Origin of the sequence: Pukyongia salina (genome assembly GCF_002966125.1) — a bacterium.
GTDB classification, from domain to species: domain Bacteria; phylum Bacteroidota; class Bacteroidia; order Flavobacteriales; family Flavobacteriaceae; genus Pukyongia; species Pukyongia salina.
Map to the genome: position 1 here is coordinate 1,352,788 of NZ_CP027062.1, position 21,852 is coordinate 1,374,639.

Annotated in this window: 18 protein-coding genes; 4 read left to right on the forward strand and 14 right to left on the reverse strand. The window is 42.8% G+C overall.

Translation table 11 applies throughout. The features are described from left to right. Nucleotides 1-83: 83 nt before the first annotated feature. From C5O00_RS06035 to C5O00_RS06045, 3 genes are read left to right on the forward strand one after another with little or no spacing between them, the layout of a single operon-like run. Nucleotides 84-2,855 (forward strand): TonB-dependent receptor, encoded by a 2,772-nt coding sequence (locus C5O00_RS06035; RefSeq protein ID WP_244593035.1) that lies wholly within the window; start codon nucleotides 84-86, stop codon nucleotides 2,853-2,855. A 20-nt stretch (nucleotides 2,856-2,875) separates the two neighbouring features. Then, on the forward strand, nucleotides 2,876-4,300 hold the full coding sequence (locus tag C5O00_RS06040; protein WP_105215842.1) for a DUF5689 domain-containing protein: 1,425 nt from the start codon (nucleotides 2,876-2,878) through the stop codon (nucleotides 4,298-4,300). Continuing rightward, on the forward strand, nucleotides 4,275-4,721 hold the full coding sequence (locus tag C5O00_RS06045; protein WP_212390070.1) for a cupin domain-containing protein: 447 nt from the start codon (nucleotides 4,275-4,277) through the stop codon (nucleotides 4,719-4,721). The genes C5O00_RS06040 and C5O00_RS06045 overlap by 26 nt, the downstream gene beginning before the upstream one ends. Nucleotides 4,722-4,792: 71 nt before the next feature. Here C5O00_RS06045 and C5O00_RS06050 read toward each other — a convergent pair whose 3' ends face one another. The 5 genes from C5O00_RS06050 to C5O00_RS06070 form a co-directional block, all read right to left on the reverse strand. After that, nucleotides 4,793-6,688 (reverse strand): OmpA family protein, encoded by a 1,896-nt coding sequence (locus C5O00_RS06050; protein WP_105215844.1) that lies wholly within the window; start codon nucleotides 6,686-6,688, stop codon nucleotides 4,793-4,795. A 25-nt stretch (nucleotides 6,689-6,713) separates the two neighbouring features. Then, a complete protein-coding gene (locus C5O00_RS06055) occupies nucleotides 6,714-7,628 on the reverse strand; it encodes a PorP/SprF family type IX secretion system membrane protein (protein ID WP_105215846.1) in 915 nt (304 codons plus the stop codon). Nucleotides 7,629-7,650: 22 nt separating this feature from the next. Beyond that, nucleotides 7,651-9,762, reverse strand: a complete 2,112-nt coding sequence (locus tag C5O00_RS06060) for a choice-of-anchor L domain-containing protein (RefSeq protein WP_105215847.1) — start codon at nucleotides 9,760-9,762, stop codon at nucleotides 7,651-7,653. A 21-nt stretch (nucleotides 9,763-9,783) separates the two neighbouring features. Next, a complete protein-coding gene (locus C5O00_RS06065) occupies nucleotides 9,784-11,808 on the reverse strand; it encodes an NIDO-like domain-containing protein (RefSeq protein WP_105215849.1) in 2,025 nt (674 codons plus the stop codon). A 120-nt stretch (nucleotides 11,809-11,928) separates the two neighbouring features. Further along, on the reverse strand, nucleotides 11,929-12,888 hold the full coding sequence (locus C5O00_RS06070) for an endonuclease/exonuclease/phosphatase family protein (RefSeq protein WP_105215851.1): 960 nt from the start codon (nucleotides 12,886-12,888) through the stop codon (nucleotides 11,929-11,931). Nucleotides 12,889-12,967: 79 nt separating this feature from the next. On the opposite strand from C5O00_RS06070, the gene hflX reads away from it, so the two are divergent. Continuing rightward, complete coding sequence (hflX, locus tag C5O00_RS06075; protein WP_105215853.1) at nucleotides 12,968-14,173, forward strand: GTPase HflX; 1,206 nt, start codon at nucleotides 12,968-12,970, stop codon at nucleotides 14,171-14,173. Between the two features lie 90 nt (nucleotides 14,174-14,263). Here hflX and C5O00_RS06080 read toward each other — a convergent pair whose 3' ends face one another. The 9 genes from C5O00_RS06080 to sufC form a co-directional block, all read right to left on the reverse strand. Next, a complete protein-coding gene (locus tag C5O00_RS06080; RefSeq protein ID WP_105215855.1) occupies nucleotides 14,264-15,184 on the reverse strand; it encodes a DUF3078 domain-containing protein in 921 nt (306 codons plus the stop codon). 118 nt (nucleotides 15,185-15,302) lie between these two features. Beyond that, nucleotides 15,303-15,809, reverse strand: a complete 507-nt coding sequence (locus C5O00_RS06085) for a DUF2480 family protein (protein WP_105215857.1) — start codon at nucleotides 15,807-15,809, stop codon at nucleotides 15,303-15,305. 12 nt (nucleotides 15,810-15,821) lie between these two features. Further along, on the reverse strand, nucleotides 15,822-17,255 hold the full coding sequence (locus tag C5O00_RS06090) for a hydroxymethylglutaryl-CoA synthase family protein (RefSeq protein WP_105215858.1): 1,434 nt from the start codon (nucleotides 17,253-17,255) through the stop codon (nucleotides 15,822-15,824). An 11-nt stretch (nucleotides 17,256-17,266) separates the two neighbouring features. After that, nucleotides 17,267-17,593: a DUF59 domain-containing protein gene (locus C5O00_RS06095; protein WP_105215859.1), complete on the reverse strand. Its 327-nt coding sequence runs from the start codon at nucleotides 17,591-17,593 to the stop codon at nucleotides 17,267-17,269. Nucleotides 17,594-17,596: 3 nt separating this feature from the next. Then, on the reverse strand, nucleotides 17,597-18,022 hold the full coding sequence (locus tag C5O00_RS06100; RefSeq protein ID WP_105215860.1) for a SufE family protein: 426 nt from the start codon (nucleotides 18,020-18,022) through the stop codon (nucleotides 17,597-17,599). Between the two features lie 10 nt (nucleotides 18,023-18,032). Next, nucleotides 18,033-18,461: an META domain-containing protein gene (locus tag C5O00_RS06105; protein ID WP_105215861.1), complete on the reverse strand. Its 429-nt coding sequence runs from the start codon at nucleotides 18,459-18,461 to the stop codon at nucleotides 18,033-18,035. Nucleotides 18,462-18,524: 63 nt separating this feature from the next. Then, complete coding sequence (locus tag C5O00_RS06110; protein WP_244593036.1) at nucleotides 18,525-19,754, reverse strand: aminotransferase class V-fold PLP-dependent enzyme; 1,230 nt, start codon at nucleotides 19,752-19,754, stop codon at nucleotides 18,525-18,527. Between the two features lie 9 nt (nucleotides 19,755-19,763). Next, nucleotides 19,764-21,077 carry a Fe-S cluster assembly protein SufD gene (gene sufD, locus C5O00_RS06115; protein ID WP_105215862.1) on the reverse strand — a complete coding sequence of 438 codons (1,314 nt, stop codon included), beginning with the start codon at nucleotides 21,075-21,077 and terminating at the stop codon, nucleotides 19,764-19,766. 22 nt (nucleotides 21,078-21,099) lie between these two features. Further along, nucleotides 21,100-21,852, reverse strand: a complete 753-nt coding sequence (gene sufC, locus C5O00_RS06120) for a Fe-S cluster assembly ATPase SufC (RefSeq protein ID WP_105215863.1) — start codon at nucleotides 21,850-21,852, stop codon at nucleotides 21,100-21,102.

Below are 21,852 nucleotides of genomic sequence, written 5' to 3' on the forward strand. Positions count from 1 at the left end.
TTAAGATCAATGTTCGAATAAATACGTACTAACGATTTCCTTCCATGAGGTGTTCGGGATTGATTGTTTTATTTTTCATGCTCATGAGCGTGTTTGGCTATACGCAAACCTCTGTTGTAAAAGGCAGGATTCTGGATTCTTATTCAGGAACTGCCGTCCCAGCTGTTCAGGTGCAGATATTGGGGCACTTACAGCAAGTGCAAAGCGACAGTAACGGTTATTTCATCATCTCCGAAATTGATCTTCCCGTTGGAGAACAAATCATCCAGTTATCTCATGACGACTATTTAACAAAAAAATTGAGGGTTACCATCAATAATGGTAAGACAATAGATCTCAATCCTGTATTGCTGGAAGCAGATCTGTCTGTGGGAGAGCAACAAACCGGGATCATCAGTTTAACCGATTACGAATTGGATGAGGAAGAAGAGAGTTCGCAAAATATCTCGGGATTATTACAGGCCTCCAGGGATGTTTTTCTAAACGCGGTAGCCTACGATTTCAGCGCTACTTTTTTCAAACCAAGAGGGCTGGATAATTCACATAGCAAGTTACTTATCAATGGGATTGTAATGAATAAATTAGTTTCGGGCAGACCCTTATGGAGCAATTGGGGCGGATTAAATGATCTTCAGAGAAATATCGCGTACGACCGAGGGACTACCCCGGGCGATCAAGATTTTGGAGGTGCCAATGGGTCAACACATATACTCATGCGCGCGTCTCAATACAAACGGGGAGGACGTATCTCTTACGCACTTGCGAACAGGAGCTATGAAGGCAGAGTCATGGTATCTTACAGTAGCGGACATACAAGAAGTAAATGGTCGTATTCGGTATTAATATCAAGGCGATTTGGAGAAAGAGGCTATGTAGAAGGGACTCCCTACGATGCCAATTCGGTTTTTATTGCTGTTGAGCGTGCATTAAACGAAACTCACAGCCTTAATCTCGTTGGCATCTATACTCCCGTACAGAGAGGCCGCTCCACCGCACTTACCGAGGAAGTAGAAGCGCTTAAAGGAAACAGCTATAATCCGCATTGGGGCATTCAGGACGGAAAAATACGAAGCAGTAGAATCCGGTACATTGAAGAACCCATACTCATGCTGAATCATTATTGGAAAATTTCCGAAGGGAACAAAATCAATAACAATATTGCGTATCAAAGCGGGAAGATTGGGAACAGCCGTCTGGATTATGGTGGTAGACGAAATCCGTTGGCAAATTATTACCAGCGATTACCAAGTTATTTTCTTCGGAACCCAAACCCTACACCCCTGGATTTTCAGTTAGCCTACGAAGCTGAGCAGGAGTTTATTAATAACGGACAGCTTGATTGGAATTCCCTTTATGAGGCTAATACTAAAACGGCAGGAGGACTTTCGGCCTATATCATTCAGGAAGATGTGACCAGGGATACTCAACTATCGATGAGCAGTATTTACAATGGGAGCCTGTCTGAAACTGTACGTCTGGATGGTGGGCTGAGCTATCGCATACTAAAAAGTGAGAATTATGCCGAAGTTAATGACCTACTGGGCGGACAAGGTTACTTGGATATAGATCACTTTGGAGAGGATACTAATTTTATACAAAGTGATATTCAAAATCCGGACAGGATTGTAATCGCAGGAGAGCGATATAAATATAATTATGAAATTAAGGCCTCAAACCTAACTGCTTTTATTCAAACAAGGATAAACCTACGCAGGGTGGATCTTTACGTTACCGGGGGATTGTCTCAGGTAAATTATCAGCGAACAGGTCTATTTCAGAACGGATATTTCGCTCAACCTAACAGATCTCTGGGGGACAGCGAGACTATCAATTTTACCGCCTTTAGCGCCAAATTTGGAGGACTCTATAAATTTAATGGGCGTCACTTTTTCGAATTAAACGCCGCCATGCTGGCACACCCACCCACTTTGCGAAATAGCTTTGTTAACCCCCGCCAGAACAATGATATCGTCGATGGTCTGGCAATAGAGAATACCAGGTTGGCAGATGCGAGCTATCTGTTTCGTACTCCCAATGTTAAAGCGAGGGTTTCTGCCTTTTACAATGAACTATCTAATCGTACCGAAATTGGTTTTTACTTTACTCAGAATGCGTTGGGGAGTGAAGATAATAACGCTTTTGTACAGGAGATCGTTACCGGGATCGGCAATAGAAATGTAGGGCTGGAAATAGGAGCTGAAGTAAAAATTTTCCCAACCTTCAAAATAAAAACAGCTGCATCTTTGGGGCAATATATTTATAGCTCTAATCCTGTGCTATACTTATCCGGAGACGATTTCGACAGCGACCCGTTAGATGGAGTGGTGGAAGGAAACGACATTGAAATCGTTGGTAGTAAAAGAACTGTGATCCTGGAGAATTATCACGTGGCAGGGGGTCCGGAGAGAGCAGCCCAGATCGGGTTGGAATACCGCAACCCCAATTTTTGGTGGGCCGGAATTACAACCAATTATTTTTCGAATTCCTATGTTGATATTAGTTATCTAAGACGTACGCCCGATTTCTACACAGATTCCGACGGTCTTCCTTTTTCAAACTACGATATAAACACGGCGCAGGCTTTACTTAAACAGGAAGAGCTCGATGATTATTTTCTGGTGAATGTGGTGGGAGGAAAGTCCTGGCGCATTGGCGGGTACTATATAGGGTTTTTTGCATCGATCAACAATTTACTTGATAGCAGATATAGAACCGGCGGATTTGAAGATTCTCGTAGGGTAAGTTACCAACAGCAATTGGAAGAGAAAAACAGGAGATACGGACCCCTGTTCGGGAATAAATATTTCTTCGGAAATGGAACTACCTATTACGTAAACATATATCTAAGATTTTAATTGTATTAATTTCAGAAATTATGAAAAATCTCCTTCTTATAACATGTGCTTTCTTACTACTAAATATTTGCATTATTTCCTGTGTTAACGATGATGAGTTCAATGTGCCTGAGATCGAGCTTGCAGCTATTGAGCTTTCGGGCTCGGAGATAAGTATTGGAGCCTTAAAGGATGCCTTGCTCCAGGAAATCGCCAATAATGGCAATACTGTTTTAACCATAGATGAAGAGATTTATATAACGGCCTACGTGATCTCAAGTGACGAACATGGAAATTTCTTCGAAGAGATCGTTGTTCAGGACGCTCCAAATACACCATCAGCGGGGCTGAAGATAAAGATCGATTCTAACCCCTTATTTTCCCGTTTCGAATTCGGGCGGAAAGTGTATGTAAAACTTATGGGCCTTACGGTTGGTTTGGATAGCGGACAACTTTCGGTGGGGATCAGGGATGGAAACCGGATTGGCCAGATATCGGAGTCTCGTATGTTCGACTATGTAGCCAGGGATACTACGGTGGTTACCATCGAGCCGGCTCTTGTTTTAATTTCAGAACTTTCTGAAGCGCATATAAACACCTATGTTCAGTTAGATGACGTTCAATTCAACCGTATGGAGGTGCTTGGAGACGATCCACTTACATATGCCGGGGAACCCACCGATATGTTCGACGGGGAGCGCACCTTGGAGAGTTGTACCGAAAATGCGAGTATTGTATTTAGCACTTCCACCTTTGCCGATTTTAAATCTGTGCGAATGTCGGCCGGGAAAGGTTCTGTAACCGGAATATTCACCTATAATTTTTTTGGAGATGAATTCAATTTGGTGGTAAACGATCTCAATGGAATACAGTTGGATGGGATGGATCGCTGTGATCCACTGGAGGTTGATTGCGGTGTTGCGGGGATGGTAGGCAGTACAATTTTATTTACTGAGTTCTTCGAATCTCAAATAGAAGGTGAGCCCATTCAGGGTAATGGCTGGACTAATTTTGCCGAAGCCGGCTCCGAATTATGGGAGGCCTATTTCGACGACGGATCCAATGCATCACTTGGGATCTCGGCACGAATGGGTGCTTATATGAGTGGCGACGATGCAAATATTGGCTGGCTCATCACTCCCGAAATAAATTTCGAGGGGCAGCAAGGAGAAACGCTTAGTTTTAAAACTTCCAATAGTTTTGCCGATGGTAGTACTTTGGAACTGTTTTTTTCTCATGACTGGAACGGTGATCCGGTGTCTGTCACCTCTGCAACCTGGAATCTTCTACCCAGTGCAGTGATCGTGCAGGATGACGACTTCTTTGGAGATTGGATTTTTTCGGGGAATGTAGATTTAAGTTGCATTGAAGGTACAGGCCATATTGCATGGAGATATACAGGAAGCGGAGATCCCGATTTTGATGGCACCTACGAGTTGGATGAGATCGAAATTCGATCTAATTAATTTTATTGCATACTTTCGTATCGTGAGACCAACGGTACTACATTTTAAGTTTTATCTCGGTGTGGCTACGGTCATCTGTATGGCAGGACTAAGCGGCTGCGAGAAAAAACAGACCCTACCGGATCCCCTGGAGGCAGGATGGGAGGGAAACAAGGTATGCGAAGTGATCCAGGACGATAGTAGTTTACGTGTATTAAAGTGCACCTTTCCGCCGGGCGTTGGGCATGAGAAGCACTATCACCCACCACATTTTGGATATACATTGCGGGGAAGTACCTTCAGAATAAAAGATACCACCGGAACACGGGAAGTGGATGTACCCACCGGATACAGTTTTTCAAACTATGAGATCCAGCAACATGAGGTGTTGAATATCGGGGATAGTACTGCCGTGTTTTTAATCATTGAGCCAAAGAATTAAGAAAGAAATAATAAAAAACCCTTTCAGTTCGAAAGGGTTTTTAATGGATGATATTAGTTAGTTGAAAACGACTAGCGTTCTACGATTATAAATTCGGATCGTCTGTTCTTGTCATGTTGTTCTTTCGTACAATTAGTGCCACAGTCGAATTTTGGATCGGTTTCACCTTTTCCTTCCCCACTAATTCTTGAAGCATCTATTCCTTTCGAGATCACATACTGAACTGTAGACTGAGCTCTACGCTCACTAAGATCTAAGTTATACTTGTCGTTACCCCGGTTATCGGTATGACTTTCTACCTTGATCACCATCCTTGGGTATTTCATCATAATAGCCACTAATTTATCCAGTTCGAATGCCGCCTGAGGCTTGATATTGGACTTATCAAGATCGAAATAAATAGGATTAAGAACCACACGGTCGTCTACGATGATTTCTTCAATAGGACGAAGTCTTATCACTACATCGACTTCGGTATTATTGGCAGCCTCAACCACAACAGCATTGCTCTCGAAATCCTTCATGATCCCTTGTAATACATGTCCTTTATCACATTCGGCAGAGAATTTGGTTGTACCATTTTCGCCGGTAGTTCTCGAACTCAAGTTGTTTTCAAATTCGTCGTACATATCTACGCGAGCTCCCGAAATGGGCCCATCGGTATATTCGTTAAGTACAGTTACATTGTAAGTTACTTCACAGGCGATCTCAAGTTCTTTTACAGCATAGATATCGTCTCCACCTTTTCCGCCCTCTCTGTTGGAAGACACATAACCGGTCATGGTCACAGGGTCGAATACAAAGGCAAAATCGTCGCTGGAACTATTTACGCCTTTCCCCATATTCACCACTTCCATATTACCGCTACGGGTAATGGGAACCATAAATACGTCAAGTAATCCAATACCTAAATGACCATCACTGGAGAAATAAAGAGAACCGTTACTGTCTACAAATGGAAATCCTTCCCGGCCTTCGGTATTTACAACACTACCCATGTTTTCGGGTGTTCCAAAAGTACCATCCTTGTTAACGGTAACTTTGTAAATATCACTCATTCCCTGTCCGCCCGGCATATCACTGGCGAAGTACAAGGTATTCCCATCCGGGCTTAATGCCGGATGCTGTACAGAATATTCGTTGCTATTCCATGGTACAGACTGAACGCCTTTCCATTGGCCGTCGATCAATTCGGCGTAGTATAGATTGATATGGTTAACACCCTCTTCACTCTTATCGTAATCTCCCTGGTAGTAATCATTTCTGTCGAAGTACATCCGTTTACCGTCTGCAGTAATGGCAACAGTACCTTCATGAAATTTTGTATTTACATCTCCGGCTTCAAGAAGGGTGGCATTTTTAATGGTACCACCTACGTTTTGAGCCTTATAAATATCCAGGTACGGCTCTTCGTTCCAGCCATATTTTTTACGTTTAGTATTTCTACTAGAGGCAAAATAGAAATCCTTCCCCATTACGAACGACCCGAAATCGGAGTACTCGGAGTTGATCTCCTCAAGATTTTTAGCCTCCCAACGCTGAACTTCGTCCATGATAAGCGGGATGTAATTAGGGTTTTTCATAAATTCCCGGGCGCGCGAATCGTTAGGTTTTAATTCGGCAAATTTCTGCATCCATGTATTGTGTTCAGAAAATTTCCCGTTAGCTTTCAGGGACTGGGCAAAGTTGTAAATAACTTCCGGATCAAGGTTTCTGCCTTTCACCACCCGTTTGTAATAGGTTTCGGCTTTTTTGGTATCGTTGATAAAGTAGTAACTATTACCTAGTTGCTGAAACACGTAACGGCTGCCTTTACCTTTTTTAAGTAATTTCTGATAAGCTTCTGCAGCATCGGTGTATTGATAGCGCGCATAAAGCTGGTCCGCCTTTTTAGTGTCTTTATTTTGAGCGGTTGTCACTGTAGTGCTTACCGCGATGATTAGTAGGAATGTAAATAATTTTTTCATCGTAACTGAACTTAGATTTTAGTGATTAGAAGTATCTCGGTGAGCGTAGTGTTCGTTTATTAAAGAACAGGTCGAAGGTCAAGATCACTTCATGTGAAGCATCCGCCACGGCATCAAGATCAGATGTTATATAGTCGTAAGCATATCCAACCCGGATATTTTCAGTAACCTGAAACCCAACAAGGCCACTGAATGAATCGTCTAATCGATATGAAGCACCAATTTCGAATTTCTCGAAGAAAAGTGCATTTAGGTTTCCATCAAAGGAAACAGGAGCATCGAAAGCCGACTTAACCATCACGGATGGTTTTAATTTCACATTTTCCGAAACCTGGAAAACATAACCGGCTGTCGCGAAATAATGATTGGTTTCTGAACCGTACTTCAGTCCGTTCTCATCTAGGTGAACAGAATTAAGTAAGTTCGGTACCGATAGGCCTACATAAAAATTGTCGCCATATAAAAAGGCCCCGGCACCCACATTGGGATATGTACTGCTTATGTCCTGTGAAAAGAAAGGATCGTTAGGATCTTGCAATTCCAGATCGGTTAAACCTACATCGTGGAAGGTGGCACCCGCTTTAATACCCAAAGCTACCTTGGTGTTACCACCAATTTCAAGGGTATAGGAGAAATCGGCATAAACGTTAGTTTCACTAACAGGCCCGAGTTCATCCTTGATCGCAGATAATCCTAATCCTACTTTGTCTCCAAAGGGAGCATGAGCCGAGAAGGTAAATGTTTCAGGTGCTCCATCGAAACCAGACCATTGCTTCCTGTATAAGGCCGTTATGGAAAGATTTTCTTTAGAACCTGCGTAGGCAGGGTTTACCACGTTCATATTGTACATGTATTGCGTATACTGCGGGTCTTGTTGCGCCGTAATAAATTCGGTGCTCAGTATAGCTAGTAAGAGTACTAATAGCGACAGTTTTTTCATTATAATTAGTTATTATTGGTTGTTATCTGTTTAAATATATCCAACCGCTTAGCGGTTCTTCGGTTTGTAATTCGATCGTATAGAAATATGTGCCTACCGGAAGTTCGGAACCATCATCGGTTTGTCCCATCCATTCGTTCACATACTGTTCTTTTTCATAAACTAATAATCCCAGCCTGTTGTAAATGGATAGTTTTACTATTCCCGAACGGTCATTCAGGAATTCCAGGTCCAGAGTGTCGTTCATATTGTCACCATTAGGGGAGATCCCCTGGGTGATCACACAATTTTCATTGGCATAGAATTGTACATCGATACTATCTGTCCCTATACATCCGTCGTCATTTACTTCCACCGAATAGATTCCTTCTTCGGTCACTTCAAGGGTTTCAGAATTTTCACCTTCTATTTCCCCACCATCCCGGTACCAGGTATACGTGAAAGTTGAACTACCTGCGTTTATAGGAGTTGCCGTTAAGATTCGAACTTCCTGGGCACACTTTATAATATCTTCTCCCAGCTCTATTTCCGGCAATGTTCTGAAATTAATGGTAACATCGTCAAACTCTGTACAGCCATCGATGGTTACTTCCACACTGTATACTCCATCCACGGTTACGGTGATAGTAGGAGTTGTTTCTCCGGTATTCCATAAATAAGTTGCTCCTGAAGGGTCTGCGCCTACAATTACCGGAACGATCTCATACGAGCTATCACCACAGGGTTCAACAAAATCGCCAATATCAACAGTAAAAGAAACCAGTTCTATAAAAACCGAATCGCTGATCACACACCCGTTTCCGGTTACTTCGGCGGCATATTGCCCGGTTTCTGAAACATCCAGGGTAGCGGTGATTTCACCAGGGATCTCAACACCGTCTCTAAACCATTTATACGAAATATCTGTTAGCTCACTGGAATTGACAGGGGTGGCATCCAGGGTAATAATTTCTTTATCACATATTAAACTGTCATCGCCAAGATCGAATTCCGGTACCGTGAAGAATTCTACAAGGATCTCATCACTTACAATACATTCGGGTGTTGCTGCGAAGGTAAGTTCTACTCTGTACAATCCTGTTTCCGATATATCCAGCGTTTGATTGGTAGCTCCGGGGATGGCTACCCCGTCTTTAAACCATTGATAATCTGCGTCCGGATTAACACCGGCGTCCAGGGTAATGATCTCCCCTTCGCATTGTGCTTCAGGGTCACTCAGTAAGATATCGTCTCCCAGGTCTACATTTCCAATATTGAAACTTCCTGCTTTTAAAAATACAGCCGAATCGAAGGCAGTATCGCCTCGATCTGCCAATACCATTTTAATGGTATATACCTCATTAGGGATAATATCGATGGTTGCAGTAGTTAAGGTTACCGTAAGTCCGTCGAATTCAATTTCGTTGGTTGGCGGATTAGAATTTGTTACGTAGAGGTCCGGAAAGTAATTTGTTCCCAGTATTTCAAACCCACATAAGAAAGTATCACTATGAATGGATGCTGTACTCACCGGGACATTATTAGAACCGGGAACGGCGGCTACATTCGTTCCGCCAAAGGGAGCTCCGGAGACATTTGGAATGCCCGGGCCTTTTATTAGGAAGGCGAAACCATCGCGAAAATCATCACTACATTCCCATTGATTTTCATATTCTTCGGAAGCGAATATAAATTCGAAGGTCGCTTCATCCAGGCTGGATACAAATGTAAACTCGAATACAGTGGCGTTGTTGGTAGCCACATTCGTTCCATACTGGTTGTCCAGCAATGCTTTCAGGTCGATGTCACCGGGCCAGTTGAGACCCCCGTCGGACGTTCCTGTTTCGTTATTAGGGCCTTCGGCACTTACGGCAAATCCTGAGGATAAAATGATTCCTTCCTCGAAAGGAAATGTGCCGCCATTATTCTGAAAATAACCCCAGCTTTGTTCGGCAATATTACCAATACCGTCCGGATTTTCTGAAATGTTGGTGAGTTCAATTTCTACACATGACGATCCGCTAACGAGCACCTCCTGAATAAGTTCTTCTGCTGTAAAAGCACTCGGAGGATCGGCAGGGTCATTAACCGAGATGGATTGTGCAAAAGTGAAGGCACTCACCAATAAGGATGTACATGTGATTAGTTTTTTCATAAGTGATTGTTGTCTTTGAGCTTAATTTGCGTCGCGATTCAGGTAGATCCATCCTGTGGCCTGAGCACCATAAACCGGATCTTCGGAAGCCAGATCAATCACATAGAAATATGTTCCGGTAGGCAATTCGTTTCCATCGTCCGACTGTCCTACCCATTCATTCACATAATTACTTTTCTGATAAACAACCAGACCAAGTCTGTTAAATATTTGAATTTGTAAAATTCCTCCTGCTCTGTCTGATAGGAATTCAAGATCCAACTCGTCATTAAAGCCCGGTGACCCATTAGGCGAAATACCTTGAGAGATCACACAATTTCCAACCTCATAGGTTTCGATATTAATATCGTCTGTACCGGTACATTCACCTTTAGTGATGATTACCGTATAGGTTTGTGTTCCCATAACGCCTTCCTCAAGCATTACTTCCAAAGTGTTGCTCGTCTCTCCTTCTATGGTATCACCATTTAGTAACCATTCGAAGGTAACATCGGTTTCACTAGTAACGGCTGTTAGGGTTTGAGGCTCATTTGGGCACGATTTGAAATCATCTCCAAGGGCAACTTCCAGATCACTCCTGGGCGAGATCACAATTGTATCACTACTTGAGCATATACCCACAGTCACTACTACCGAATAAGTTCCGCCAACAACCACCGTTATGGTAGGGCTTGTTGCGCCTGCGATCACTACCCCGTCCAGACTCCACTCGTAGGTGGCAACGGCAGGATCATAATTAGAAGGAGAAGCGTCCAGTACTACCGGATCTTCAAAACAAGTTTCAAAATCAGGCCCCAGATCAATATCGGGATCCTCATTAAATTCTATGTCCACACTGTCCATCAATGTACAGGTGTCGAAGGTAACTTCGCAGGTATAGGTTCCGGTTTGTGACACAGTAATGGTTTGAGTAGTGGCACCTGTATTCCACAGGTAGGTGGCCTGGGTTGGATCGATTCCCTGAACATCGGCAGTAATATCGTAGGATGCGACATCACAGAATTCCTGATCTTCACCCAAGTCTACCGTAAACGAAGCAACTTTGGTTACGGTAACAGTATCTGTTTCGGTGATCACATCTCCGTTACAATTGGTATAGATCGCTTGAGCGGTATATTCGGTAACAGGGTCTGTTGGACAAACATTGAGCGTAGGATCGGTTCCCAGTACGGTTCCACTGGCGTCTAGCCAGGAGAAGTCTACGTTCGAAGTACCGTTAGGAGTAAATCTCCAGGCTTCTTGAGTGGCAGCCCAGTTCCCCGTGTTTCTTCCCGGAGGTGTAAATCCTACCGTTCCGTCCTGATTCTGGATCCCAATGATAGCAAGGCCGTCATTCCAGGTAGGACATTGATCCGAACGTTCTTCTATATATACCTCTATTACATTGGTCGTTTCATACATAACGATCTGAGAGGTCATTATAAGGTTATTACAGCTGAAATAAGGTACATCCGGAAAATTGATCACCATGGTTCTGCAGGGTGCAGATCCGAATACCTCAAAATTGATCTGACCCGATCCGGCTACGGCCGGATTGATATCCATATAGGCACCGAAAATAGTAGTTCGAAACAATTCGACGGGATCTGGTATAGTTTCGGTAGGCTCGAAACTCCATTGGCAAAAGCCATTTGGTGTAGTATCGGGTTGTGTAAAATCGAAGGCAACCACCCCGTTCGAACCGATGATCATTTCAGAATACGTTTCTCCGAAAAAACAAAAATCGAAGGGAATAGGAATTATGGGTGACCAAATATCGTCTGTATTTGCAGATACAGGTGTTCCTCCCGTAAATGGGAAAGGCGGAGCATAGGTGATAGACGTCACGTCATAACTAGTGGTCTCTCCTGTTTGCAAAAAACTGGCTGTAAGATCCACACAGTCCACGCCACAGTCCAGATCTACATCGGCTCCCGCATCAACATTAGGACATCCGGGCCCTTGTGCAAAAGCAAGTGCAGTAAAGAAAAAGAGGATAAAGCTTAAAACTGCGGTGTTAGTTCTTCGGTTTAAGTATGAAAAGTTGAAGGTGTAATCTTTTTTCATGAGGGTAAGGTTGGTTGTTTTGATTCACTAAAATAGTTAAAAATATAAAGGTAGTTAATACCTTCATTTTTTTTAGATTAAATGTGAGAAATTCCCGACTAAAAACATGTTAACGGAAAATCAGGATTGCTCAATCGAGCAGATGGCATAAACCGGGAAATGATCGCTCAACCCTCCTGCATACCGCCGTCCCAGAAAGGTTCGGAATGGACTTCCTTTTCTTCTACCTTTATATTCCTTGAGATGTTCGGGGTTGAAAATAGCAGCCTTTTGAAATCGAAAATCGTTACCATGTTGCTGCATGAAATTATTCGAAATAAGTATCTGATCGAATAAAAACCAGCCACCTTTATAAGTCACACTACCCTCATCACGGGTGAGTAATAATTCCATTGGATTGTAGAATGTTGTACCGACCAGATGTTTTATACAGTCGCTTTCAGGATCGTCGTTAAAATCTCCCATCACCACGATCCGGGCATTAGGATCCACGGCTTGAATCTGCTGCACGATCTCGTGGGCTTTTTCAGAGGCTGCCATTCTTCGGAAGGCTGTCTCTTCCACACCCTTTCTTCGTGAAGGCCAGTGGTTCACTAGAATATGAATTTTAAAATCCTCCAAAATGGCTTCAACCTCTAATATATCGCGAGTATAATCCCGTATTCCTTCTTCGTTTACAACGTGAACAGTATGCGCCGTGATATTTTTTATCTGCAGGTGGTCTTTTCTGTAAAGCAAGGCTGTATCTATACCTCTTTCGTCTGGCGAATCGATATGAGCGATCCCGTAATGCTTGTGTTTTAGGTATTTTGACGAAACAAGCTCTTCAAGTACATACCTGTTTTCAACTTCAGCCAGGCCTATTAGAACTGGTGGATGACCAATTTCATTATAACCTATCTGGGAGATTGCTCTCCCCATTTTTCTAAGTTTTTTTCTGAAGCGTTTTTCATTCCAGTTCCTATTCGATTTTGCAGTGAAGTCATCGTCCAGGGTTTTCGGATCATTTTGTGTGTCGAAAAGATTCTCCACATTGTAAAAAGCGAAGGTGTAGTAGTTGTGGTTTTCCTTTTTCAGCATAAATTCTGCGATATAAAGCCCTGTAAATTACAAAATTCCGAAGCAAAGCTTTTGTATCTTTGCCCTCCTATTAAGATTTATGTTAGAAAAAGAAGATATAGTATACGAAAAGACGATCCTCATAGGATTGATCACCCAACAGCAGGACGAGGAGAAAGCGACCGAATACCTGGACGAGCTTGAATTCCTCGCCTATACTGCCGGTGGGGAGGTGTTAAAACGATTTGTGCAGAAGATGGAAATGCCCAATCCCAAGACTTTTATTGGTTCCGGGAAAATGGATGAAGTGGAAGAATACGTACGTGAAAATGATATTGGCACTGCCATTTTTGACGATGAACTATCGCCTGCACAGCAAAAGAACATAGAACGTATCCTGAAGTGTAAGATCATCGATCGAACTAACCTTATTCTCGACATCTTCGCTCAAAGGGCAAAAACGAGCTATGCGCGCACCCAGGTGGAACTTGCCCAGTACGAATACTTGCTGCCCAGGCTGGCAGGGATGTGGACTCACCTTGAACGACAACGTGGTGGTATTGGGATGCGTGGTCCCGGGGAAACCGAGATCGAGACGGACAGGCGTATTGTGCGCGACCGCATCTCCTTGCTGAAAAAGAAGCTGGCTAAGATCGACCGCCAGATGGAAGTTCAGCGGGGCAACAGAGGAGCGTTGGTGCGGGTTGCATTGGTGGGATACACCAATGTAGGGAAATCTACACTAATGAATGTTATTAGTAAAAGCGAGGTCTTCGCCGAGAACAAATTATTCGCCACCCTGGATACCACTGTGAGAAAAGTTGTAATTGGTAACCTTCCTTTTTTACTTAGCGACACGGTTGGATTTATACGAAAGTTACCTACCCAGTTGGTAGAATCCTTTAAAAGTACGCTGGACGAGGTTAGGGAAGCCGATCTGCTACTGCATGTTGTGGATATTTCTCATCCTTCCTTCGAGGATCATATCGATTCTGTGAACCAGATCCTGGACGAGATAGGAAGTTCGGATAAACCGGTACTCATGGTGTTTAATAAGATAGATGCCTTCGAACCGGAGATAATAGAGAGTGACGATCTTGTTACCGAAAAGACAACGGCTCATTATACGCTGGAGGAATGGAAACGTACCTGGATGAGCAGGGTAAGTGGAGATGCGATATTTATTTCGGCCCTAAACAAGGAGAATCTGGAGGAATTCCGAAAGGTGGTTTATCAGAAAGTTAGAGAAATACATATTACCCGCTTTCCGTATAATAATTTTCTATATCCAGAGATTATCGAATAATCTCTTTTCTTCTGAACCTTCAGAAGGTGGCAGATCTTTATAAAACAAAAAAGCCGGCATTTGCCGGCTTTTTTATTCAGTAAAAAAATATTAAAGTCCGTAAGTGATCCCAATTCCCAGAGATTCACGAATCTGGAATCCTTGAACGGCATTATCATCGTAGATCGCCTGGAAGGAAGCATTTGCTGTTATCCATTTGTTAACGGCCATAACCAGATTAAGGGTATAATCGATGTCCACGTTCTGTGGATCTTCCAAATAATTGCTATAAAGGTTTAGAATATTCTCGAGCATCACATTAGGCATAACTTCAAACTTGGCGTATGCCCCTACGGCAGCACCAAATTCGAAACGAGTCGTTTCGTTTGCTTCTACTCCAAAATAACCACCAGCATCATTGAACGCCATGATTAGAGCCGGATCGGTACCTACATCGGTAAACTCACTGCTAACAAAGATCAATTTGGCCGTAGCAGGTGCGATGTTCACTTTTAGATTGTCGTTTTTCTTCCAAAGAAAACCAGGACCACCCTGAATGTAACCGGGAGATAACAACTTAGTGGTTTCGGTACGGATCTCATTTCCTTCAGTGTCTGTACTATAGGCGTAACCGGAGGTAAACTGAGTCCTGAAATTCATAAAAAATGAATAGTACCAATTACTTTCATTGATCTGGCGCCCTAGAATTGAGTTTAACTCCAACCTATCGTTAGTTTTTCGAGTAAACTCCTGGTCTTTTGTTTTTGTTATACCATAGTCGGCCATGATACGGTTATCCCAGGCTAATTTACCCTGGCGGTAATTTGCATCGTATGCAAGAGACAGGTTAGCGGCATAGTTTGATGTACCGCCACCGGTCCATTCATCATTAAAGGCAGCCTGGCTAAAAAGCAGGGAAATATTACCGGATTTCGACCAACCGTCTTTCGGTTCGTCTTTTTTCTCCTCATCCTGTGCAAACAGGGCGAATGGAGCTATCAAAAAAATTGTAAGAATTACTAGTTTTTTCATGGTATTGTTTATTAAGGCGGTAAAATTACTATTAATCCGATATCTGAGAAAACACCAGCGCTTATTTTAATCCATTTTCGATAAAAGGATGCAACATTTCGCTATGCGGAAGTAAAGATCACTTCTTCTTATACAGCGGTACAGAAGAACAAGCTTCACCATACATTATACTGCTGGCCGTCTTTTGAAGTTTCTGAGCCAGCAGAAGGTAAGCGTTTTGCGGAATAGGTTTATGGGTGCACCCTTTAATGATCACAGGTTTATCCTGGTATTCACTAAGGTCGAGTGTGTCGATAATTTCTGTAAATAATATTGTTTCCAGGGTTGTTAGATCCCCAAAAACCACTTTCTTGGCATATTTGGCAGCATGCAGCGATACGAGCATATATGCCCATGCCGGAACGATCGCCTCTGAAGTGCATCCAACGGCGAGATATGCGTTGTTATAGACACTCCAATCATGGTTCTTCACATAATTTCTGAATTCCTTTTCACGGAGTACAATACCTTCAAATAACCATTCTGAAATATCCAGAAATACTCGGTCACCTTCGGGATAATGATCCTCCAGATCGAAAGTGATCAATTTGCTGTTTGCAACTCTGTTTATAATTTCATCTGCCATGGTTAGTAGTACTTATGAATACTTTCGGAGGCCTTTGGTATTTTCGTTGTCTGTTTCTATATCACTCAAGGCAACTCCCGCATTTTCATGAACCGGGGTTTGCTGGATCCTGCTATGGATCTTTTCGTATAATGCCACATCAATGGCTTTACGCTTGTCGAGTATATTGAAGATATTTACCGAAGCAATTTTTTCTTTCCATTCCTTCTGAACTGTCCCTTCAAAAACTTTCGATTTCGAACCACTACCGTAGGCAATGAATCCAATTTTCTTTCCTGATAGTTCTTCCTTGCTGTCGTAAGAACTCCTTAACAGGCTGAGCAATGCCATAAAGATCGAAGCCGTGTACATATTCCCAATTAAAGAAGAGGCGCGTTCTCCTTTTTCGATCCTGGTTTCAACAAATTCACGGTACATCGTGGATTTGCTTGCCAGACGCTCCCAGGTTTTTCTGTCGTCTGTTTGTGGTCCTATCTCCTGTAGCAGTTCATCCAGTCTACCATCGGCTTCAATCCAGTCCAGCCAGTTTGAAAAAATTATCCTTCGCCCATGATATGCATAAGGTAAATGAAATACAAGGTATTCCCAGTCGTGCAGAAAGTTGGTGCTGGATTGTTCGTTAAAGTGCTCCAGAGCTTCAGTTACGCGATCGCTGTAGCACTGGTTGGAGTATTGTCCGTCGAAAACCGGTTCCTCCTTGAACAACTCTACTAATTCGTTTTTCTCATTCCAAAAACCGGATTCGGTCCCGGAAATAAGATCGTTTAACTCTTCATCCGAATAATTACCATTTAGCTGCTGTAGCAACTCTTTGGCCAACTGCTGTTTATTAAAAAAGCGTCTCGGCTTGAAAAAGTCTCCTACACTTTTTGTTGCCACACCCCAGTTTGGACTTATAGCGATCAGGGATGGATCTTTGGTGAGAAGTACCGCTACAGCACCGGCTCCCTGGGTGTATTCGCCTGTGGAGTGAAGCTCGTATTTAGACAGATCTGAAGCAATAACTACCGCTTTTCTATTCTCGCCATTTTCTACCCAATCCAGGCAATTATGCATGGCATCTACTGCCCCTACACATGCAAAAGTGAGGTCGACGACATCACAATTTTTAAAACAACGGTCACCGTATTGGTTGGACAGGATATCTTCAACAACTTCTATAGCGTACGTAGCTGTTGGTTTTGAACCATCAACCGCACTTTCCGTTCCCAGGTAAATACGTCCTATTTGGGTGGGATCGATCTCATTATCCCTAATAAGACTAAGCAGAGCATTGGCTGCAAAACTGGCGGCATCTTCGTTGATATCGGGGATCGCCATTTTTTCCAAACCAAGACCTCTTCGAAGTTTTTCATAAGGAATATCTCGCTTTGCAGCGAGTTCCTGCATTGGCACATACAAGGGAGGGACATAAAATGAGATGGCGTCAATTCCGGCTTTCGACATAACTGCGTTTTTTAAAGCATACCCAATTCCAGTTTGGCTTCTTCGCTCATTAGATCCTGACTCCATGGTGGATCGAAGGTGATCTCAACTTCCGCATCTTTAACCAACTTTATAGACTTTACCTTGTCTTCTACTTCCAAAGGCAATGACTCTGCTACAGGGCAGTTAGGCGTTGTGAGCGTCATGAGGATCTTTACTTCCAGGTCTTCATTAACAAACACATCATAGATCAAACCAAGCTCATAAATATCAACCGGGATCTCCGGGTCGTAGATCGTTTTAAGGACCTTTACTATTTTCTCACCTAATTCGGTGGTGTCAATTTCGGTTGTACTCATTTTTTATTTCTTAAGCTGGGCCTGAAAAGCCACAGCATATAATTTCATTTGTTTTATCATAGACACCAATCCGTTCGCACGGGTAGGTGACAGGTGTTCCTTCAGCCCGATCTCATCAATGAAATCTGTATTGGCAGAGGCGATGTCTTCCGGACTATGGCCCGAGAAAACTCGAATTAGTACGGCAATGATCCCTTTGGTAATAATCGCATCGCTATCGGCGGTAAAGATCACCTTATCCTCTTCTAAGTATGCATCCAGCCACACCTTACTTTGACAACCTTTAATTAACTTATCGTCGGTTTTGCGGTGCGGATCTATCAATGGCAGTGATTTTCCAAGCTGAATAAGATGTTCGTATTTATCCATCCAATCTTCGAAAAGGGAGAACTCATCGATCAATTCTTCTTGTATCGCTGCGATGCTCATACCAAAGATCCTATTTGTTTACTACTTTCTGTGCTTTCAATAATATGCTTCTGTCATTTCTTGAAAATAGAGTAAGGACATTATCTTCAATCGAGTAAGATCCTGTATTTCTCAAGGCTTGTAAGAACAGATTCTCATTGGTCATTATGGGCTCGTCGCAGGCCATTTCGGTAGAACCAATATCAGAGAAAGACAGGGCGTACAGGTCCAGCGTATAGCTTCCGAAGAACGAGTTACAACCCGTATTACCTTTTACAGTCTTGTCGTAAGCCATGAATGAGATGGTAGGCGGGTTTTGCGACACCAATTCATCTGCAAGGATGGTAACAGTATAGTTACCTGCTAATTGAACATTTCCGGCCGTGTCGATTACTTTTTTAGTTTCATCGCAGCTTATAAACAAAGTTGCAACAATACATAGTGAGATTAGTGTTTTCATAATACAATTATTTTGTTTATTCCGAAGATACTATAATTCTTCGGCCTTCTTAAATTTCTAATTTTAGCTTAGCATATTTTGGGCTTGCCTAACAGCGTTTACCAATGCGTCTACTTCCTCCATGGTATTGTAAAAAGCAAAAGAAGCCCTTACTGTTCCCGGGATCTTATAAAAATCCATGATAGGTTGAGCACAATGATGTCCTGTTCTTACGGCGATACCCAGCTTATCAAGTATAGTCCCTACGTCATAAGGATGTATTCCTTCAACGTTGAAGGAAATTACTGAAGTTTTATCTTTTCCCGTACCATAGATACGCAAGCCGGGAATTTTTAATAATTCCGCAGTAGCATATTCCAACAGTTGAGATTCATGCTGAGCGATCGCATCGAAACCTATTTCGTTTAAATAGTCAATCGCTGTGCCAAAAGCAATTCCTCCCGCAATATTGGGGGTTCCGGCTTCAAATTTGTGAGGCAGGTCTGCATAAGTGGTTTTTTCGAAAGTTACTTCAGCGATCATTTCCCCACCACCCTGGTATGGAGGTAATTTATGTAACCACTCCGCTTTTCCATACAACATTCCCACTCCGGTTGGTCCACACATCTTATGTGCACTGGTAACATAGAAGTCCACATCCAATGCCTGTAGATCCGGTTTTATATGAGAACAGGACTGCGCCCCATCAACCAACACTGCTGCTCCGTAATTGTGTGCCTTTTCAATAATTTCCTCGATGGGATTAATGGTTCCCAGTGCGTTGGATATATGGTTCACGAAAACGAGTTTTGTCTTTTCCGTAAGCAATGTATCATACTCGCCAAGGATTAGTGTACCTTCTTCGCTCATGGGGATCACTTTCAGTAGTGCACCTGTTCTTTCACACAACATCTGCCAGGGTACAATATTGGAATGATGCTCCATGGCCGATACTATAACTTCGTCTCCAGTTTTCAGAAAAGAAGAAAAACCATTTGCAACCAGGTTGATACCATCTGTGGTTCCCGAAGTAAAGATCACTTCATGGCCGTGAGCGATATTAAAATGCTTTTGTATTTTTTTTCGCGCTTGTTCGTAGGCATCGGTGGCTTCCTGGGAAAGGGTGTGTACACCACGATGTATATTGGCATTATAGTGAGTGTAATAGTGTGTAATACTATCTATTACTTGTTTTGGTTTTTGTGAAGTGGCCGCATTGTCCAGATAAATCAATGGCTTCCCATTCACCTCGCGTTTAAGTATGGGGAAATCTTCTCGTATTTGAGTCACGTTAAATGCCATCCGGATATTCATTGTAATGCGTTAAAGGTCGAACCCAAGATGAACTCCTATCTTGGTGGCGATCAGTTTATTGATTCGCCTTTTCAACTCAGGGATCTTTACACTCTCCAGCACATTGTTCGCGAAAGCATACATAAGTAGTGCTCTGGCCTCCTTTTTCGCTATTCCACGGGAACGCAGGTAGAACAAGGCTTCTTCATCCAGCTGTCCTATGGTACAACCATGTGAACATTTTACGTCGTCTGCAAAGATCTCCAACTGTGGTTTAGCGTTTATCGTAGCCTTGTCGTCTATCAGGATGTTGTTATTTTGCTGAAATGCATCTGTTTTCTGTGCTTCTCTTTCTACAACCACTTTGCCATTGAATACACCGGTAGACGAGTCTCCGAAAATCCCTTTGTAGTCCTGATGACTTTCACAATTGGGTTCGATATGGTTTACCAGGGTATTGTGGTCTACATGTTGTTTTCCTTCAAGAATTGTGATTCCTTTTAGTGTAGAATCACATCGTTCTCCTCTTTGGTAGAAATTAAGGTTGTTCCTTGTCATTTTTCCACCAAAGGAAAAGGTATGCACCCTGCAGTTACTTTGTTCTTCCTGTGAAATATAAGTAGTATCTATCAGGGAAGCATTCGCCCTGTCGTTCTGGATCTTATAGTAATCCACATAGGCACGTTTTTCGGCAAAGATCTCGGTGACCGAATTGGTAAAAACTGCATTTTCGGAAAGACTTTGGTGCCTTTCTATAATTTGTACATGGGCATTTTCACCAACAATGATAAGATTACGAGGTTGTAGCATCAATGCCGCTTCGTTGCCGGTTGCGAAATTGATCACCTCTATAGGTTTTTCCACTTCCCGGTGTTTCGGAATGTAGATATATGCCCCCTCTCGTGCAAAAGCGGTATTGAGAGATGTAAGACTGTCATTTCCTGCAACTTTATTGAAATAAGCCTCAATTACAGGCTGATATTTCGGTTTGCTGAGTGCTGCCGACAAAAGGCAAACATCCATCTTGTCGTGAGTAGTTTCAGAAAGAAAAGAATTATAAACACCGTCAACAAATACAATTTTGTAGGTGTCGATATCATGCAGGAAATACTGCTTTACATCCTTAAATTCGACGGCGTGGTCTTTCTTAGGCGACAGACTGTAATCTGTTTTCAACAGGGAATTTAGAGAGGTGTATTTCCAATCCTCCATTTTCTTAGACGGGAATCCTTCGTTCTCAAAGATCTTGATAGCCTTGCTCTTTAAGTCGTAAATAGGGGAGTCTGCTTCGAGATGATCTTCGAAGGCGATATAAGAGGATAATAATTTATTTTTCAAATTCATAAGCTGTCCTTCATTCCGGCCACTAGGCCTTTACTTCTTCCTTGATCCAGTCGTATCCTTTTTCTTCCAGTTCGTACGCTAGTTCTTTAGGGCCCGATTTTACAATCCGGCCATCCATAAGAACATGCACAAAATCCGGAACTATATAATCTAACAATCGCTGGTAGTGAGTGATCACGATCACAGCATTGTCCTTATTGCGCAATTTGTTCACCCCGTTGGCAACCACTTTAAGGGCGTCGATATCCAGACCGGAATCTGTCTCGTCCAGGATGGCTAATTTGGGTTCCATCATTGCCAGCTGGAAGATCTCATTTCTCTTTTTTTCACCTCCCGAAAATCCTTCGTTCAGCGATCTGGATAAAAACTTACGGTCTATCTCCAGTAGATCTGCTTTTTCCTTGATCTTCTTTAGCATTTCTGAAGCAGGCATGTCTTCAAGACCTTGTGCTTTACGTGATTCGTTGATTGCCGTCTTGATAAAGTTTGTCACTGTAACGCCGGGAATCTCAACCGGGTACTGAAAGGATAGAAACACTCCTTTATGAGCGCGTTCTTCCGGGTCCAGTTCGGTAATATCCTCACCTTCCAGAAGTACATCTCCCTTAGTGATCTCAAACTCCTCTTTCCCTGCTATTACAGAAGCCAGCGTACTTTTACCCGATCCATTAGGACCCATAATGGCATGTACCTCTCCGGCTTTAACCTCCAGGTTTACCCCGTTCAGGATATTCTTCTCTTCAACACTCGCGTGTAAGTTTTTTATCTCTAACAT

Coding starts and splice junctions, on each gene's coding strand:
- sufD (WP_105215862.1), bottom strand. CDS start 21,077: ATGAATTTGAAAAATAAATTATTATCCTCTTATATCGCCTTCGAAGAT.
- C5O00_RS06060 (WP_105215847.1), bottom strand. CDS start 9,762: ATGAAAAAACTAATCACATGTACATCCTTATTGGTGAGTGCCTTCACT.
- C5O00_RS06110 (WP_244593036.1), bottom strand. CDS start 19,754: ATGAATATCCGGATGGCATTTAACGTGACTCAAATACGAGAAGATTTC.
- C5O00_RS06080 (WP_105215855.1), bottom strand. CDS start 15,184: ATGAAAAAACTAGTAATTCTTACAATTTTTTTGATAGCTCCATTCGCC.
- C5O00_RS06070 (WP_105215851.1), bottom strand. CDS start 12,888: ATGCTGAAAAAGGAAAACCACAACTACTACACCTTCGCTTTTTACAAT.
- C5O00_RS06050 (WP_105215844.1), bottom strand. CDS start 6,688: ATGAAAAAATTATTTACATTCCTACTAATCATCGCGGTAAGCACTACA.
- C5O00_RS06040 (WP_105215842.1), top strand. CDS start 2,876: ATGAAAAATCTCCTTCTTATAACATGTGCTTTCTTACTACTAAATATT.
- C5O00_RS06100 (WP_105215860.1), bottom strand. CDS start 18,022: ATGAGCATCGCAGCGATACAAGAAGAATTGATCGATGAGTTCTCCCTT.
- C5O00_RS06085 (WP_105215857.1), bottom strand. CDS start 15,809: ATGGCAGATGAAATTATAAACAGAGTTGCAAACAGCAAATTGATCACT.
- C5O00_RS06105 (WP_105215861.1), bottom strand. CDS start 18,461: ATGAAAACACTAATCTCACTATGTATTGTTGCAACTTTGTTTATAAGC.
- C5O00_RS06055 (WP_105215846.1), bottom strand. CDS start 7,628: ATGAAAAAACTGTCGCTATTAGTACTCTTACTAGCTATACTGAGCACC.
- C5O00_RS06095 (WP_105215859.1), bottom strand. CDS start 17,593: ATGAGTACAACCGAAATTGACACCACCGAATTAGGTGAGAAAATAGTA.
- C5O00_RS06090 (WP_105215858.1), bottom strand. CDS start 17,255: ATGTCGAAAGCCGGAATTGACGCCATCTCATTTTATGTCCCTCCCTTG.
- C5O00_RS06035 (WP_244593035.1), top strand. CDS start 84: ATGAGCGTGTTTGGCTATACGCAAACCTCTGTTGTAAAAGGCAGGATT.
- C5O00_RS06045 (WP_212390070.1), top strand. CDS start 4,275: ATGAGATCGAAATTCGATCTAATTAATTTTATTGCATACTTTCGTATC.
- hflX (WP_105215853.1), top strand. CDS start 12,968: ATGTTAGAAAAAGAAGATATAGTATACGAAAAGACGATCCTCATAGGA.
- C5O00_RS06065 (WP_105215849.1), bottom strand. CDS start 11,808: ATGAAAAAAGATTACACCTTCAACTTTTCATACTTAAACCGAAGAACT.
- sufC (WP_105215863.1), bottom strand. CDS start 21,852: ATGTTAGAGATAAAAAACTTACACGCGAGTGTTGAAGAGAAGAATATC.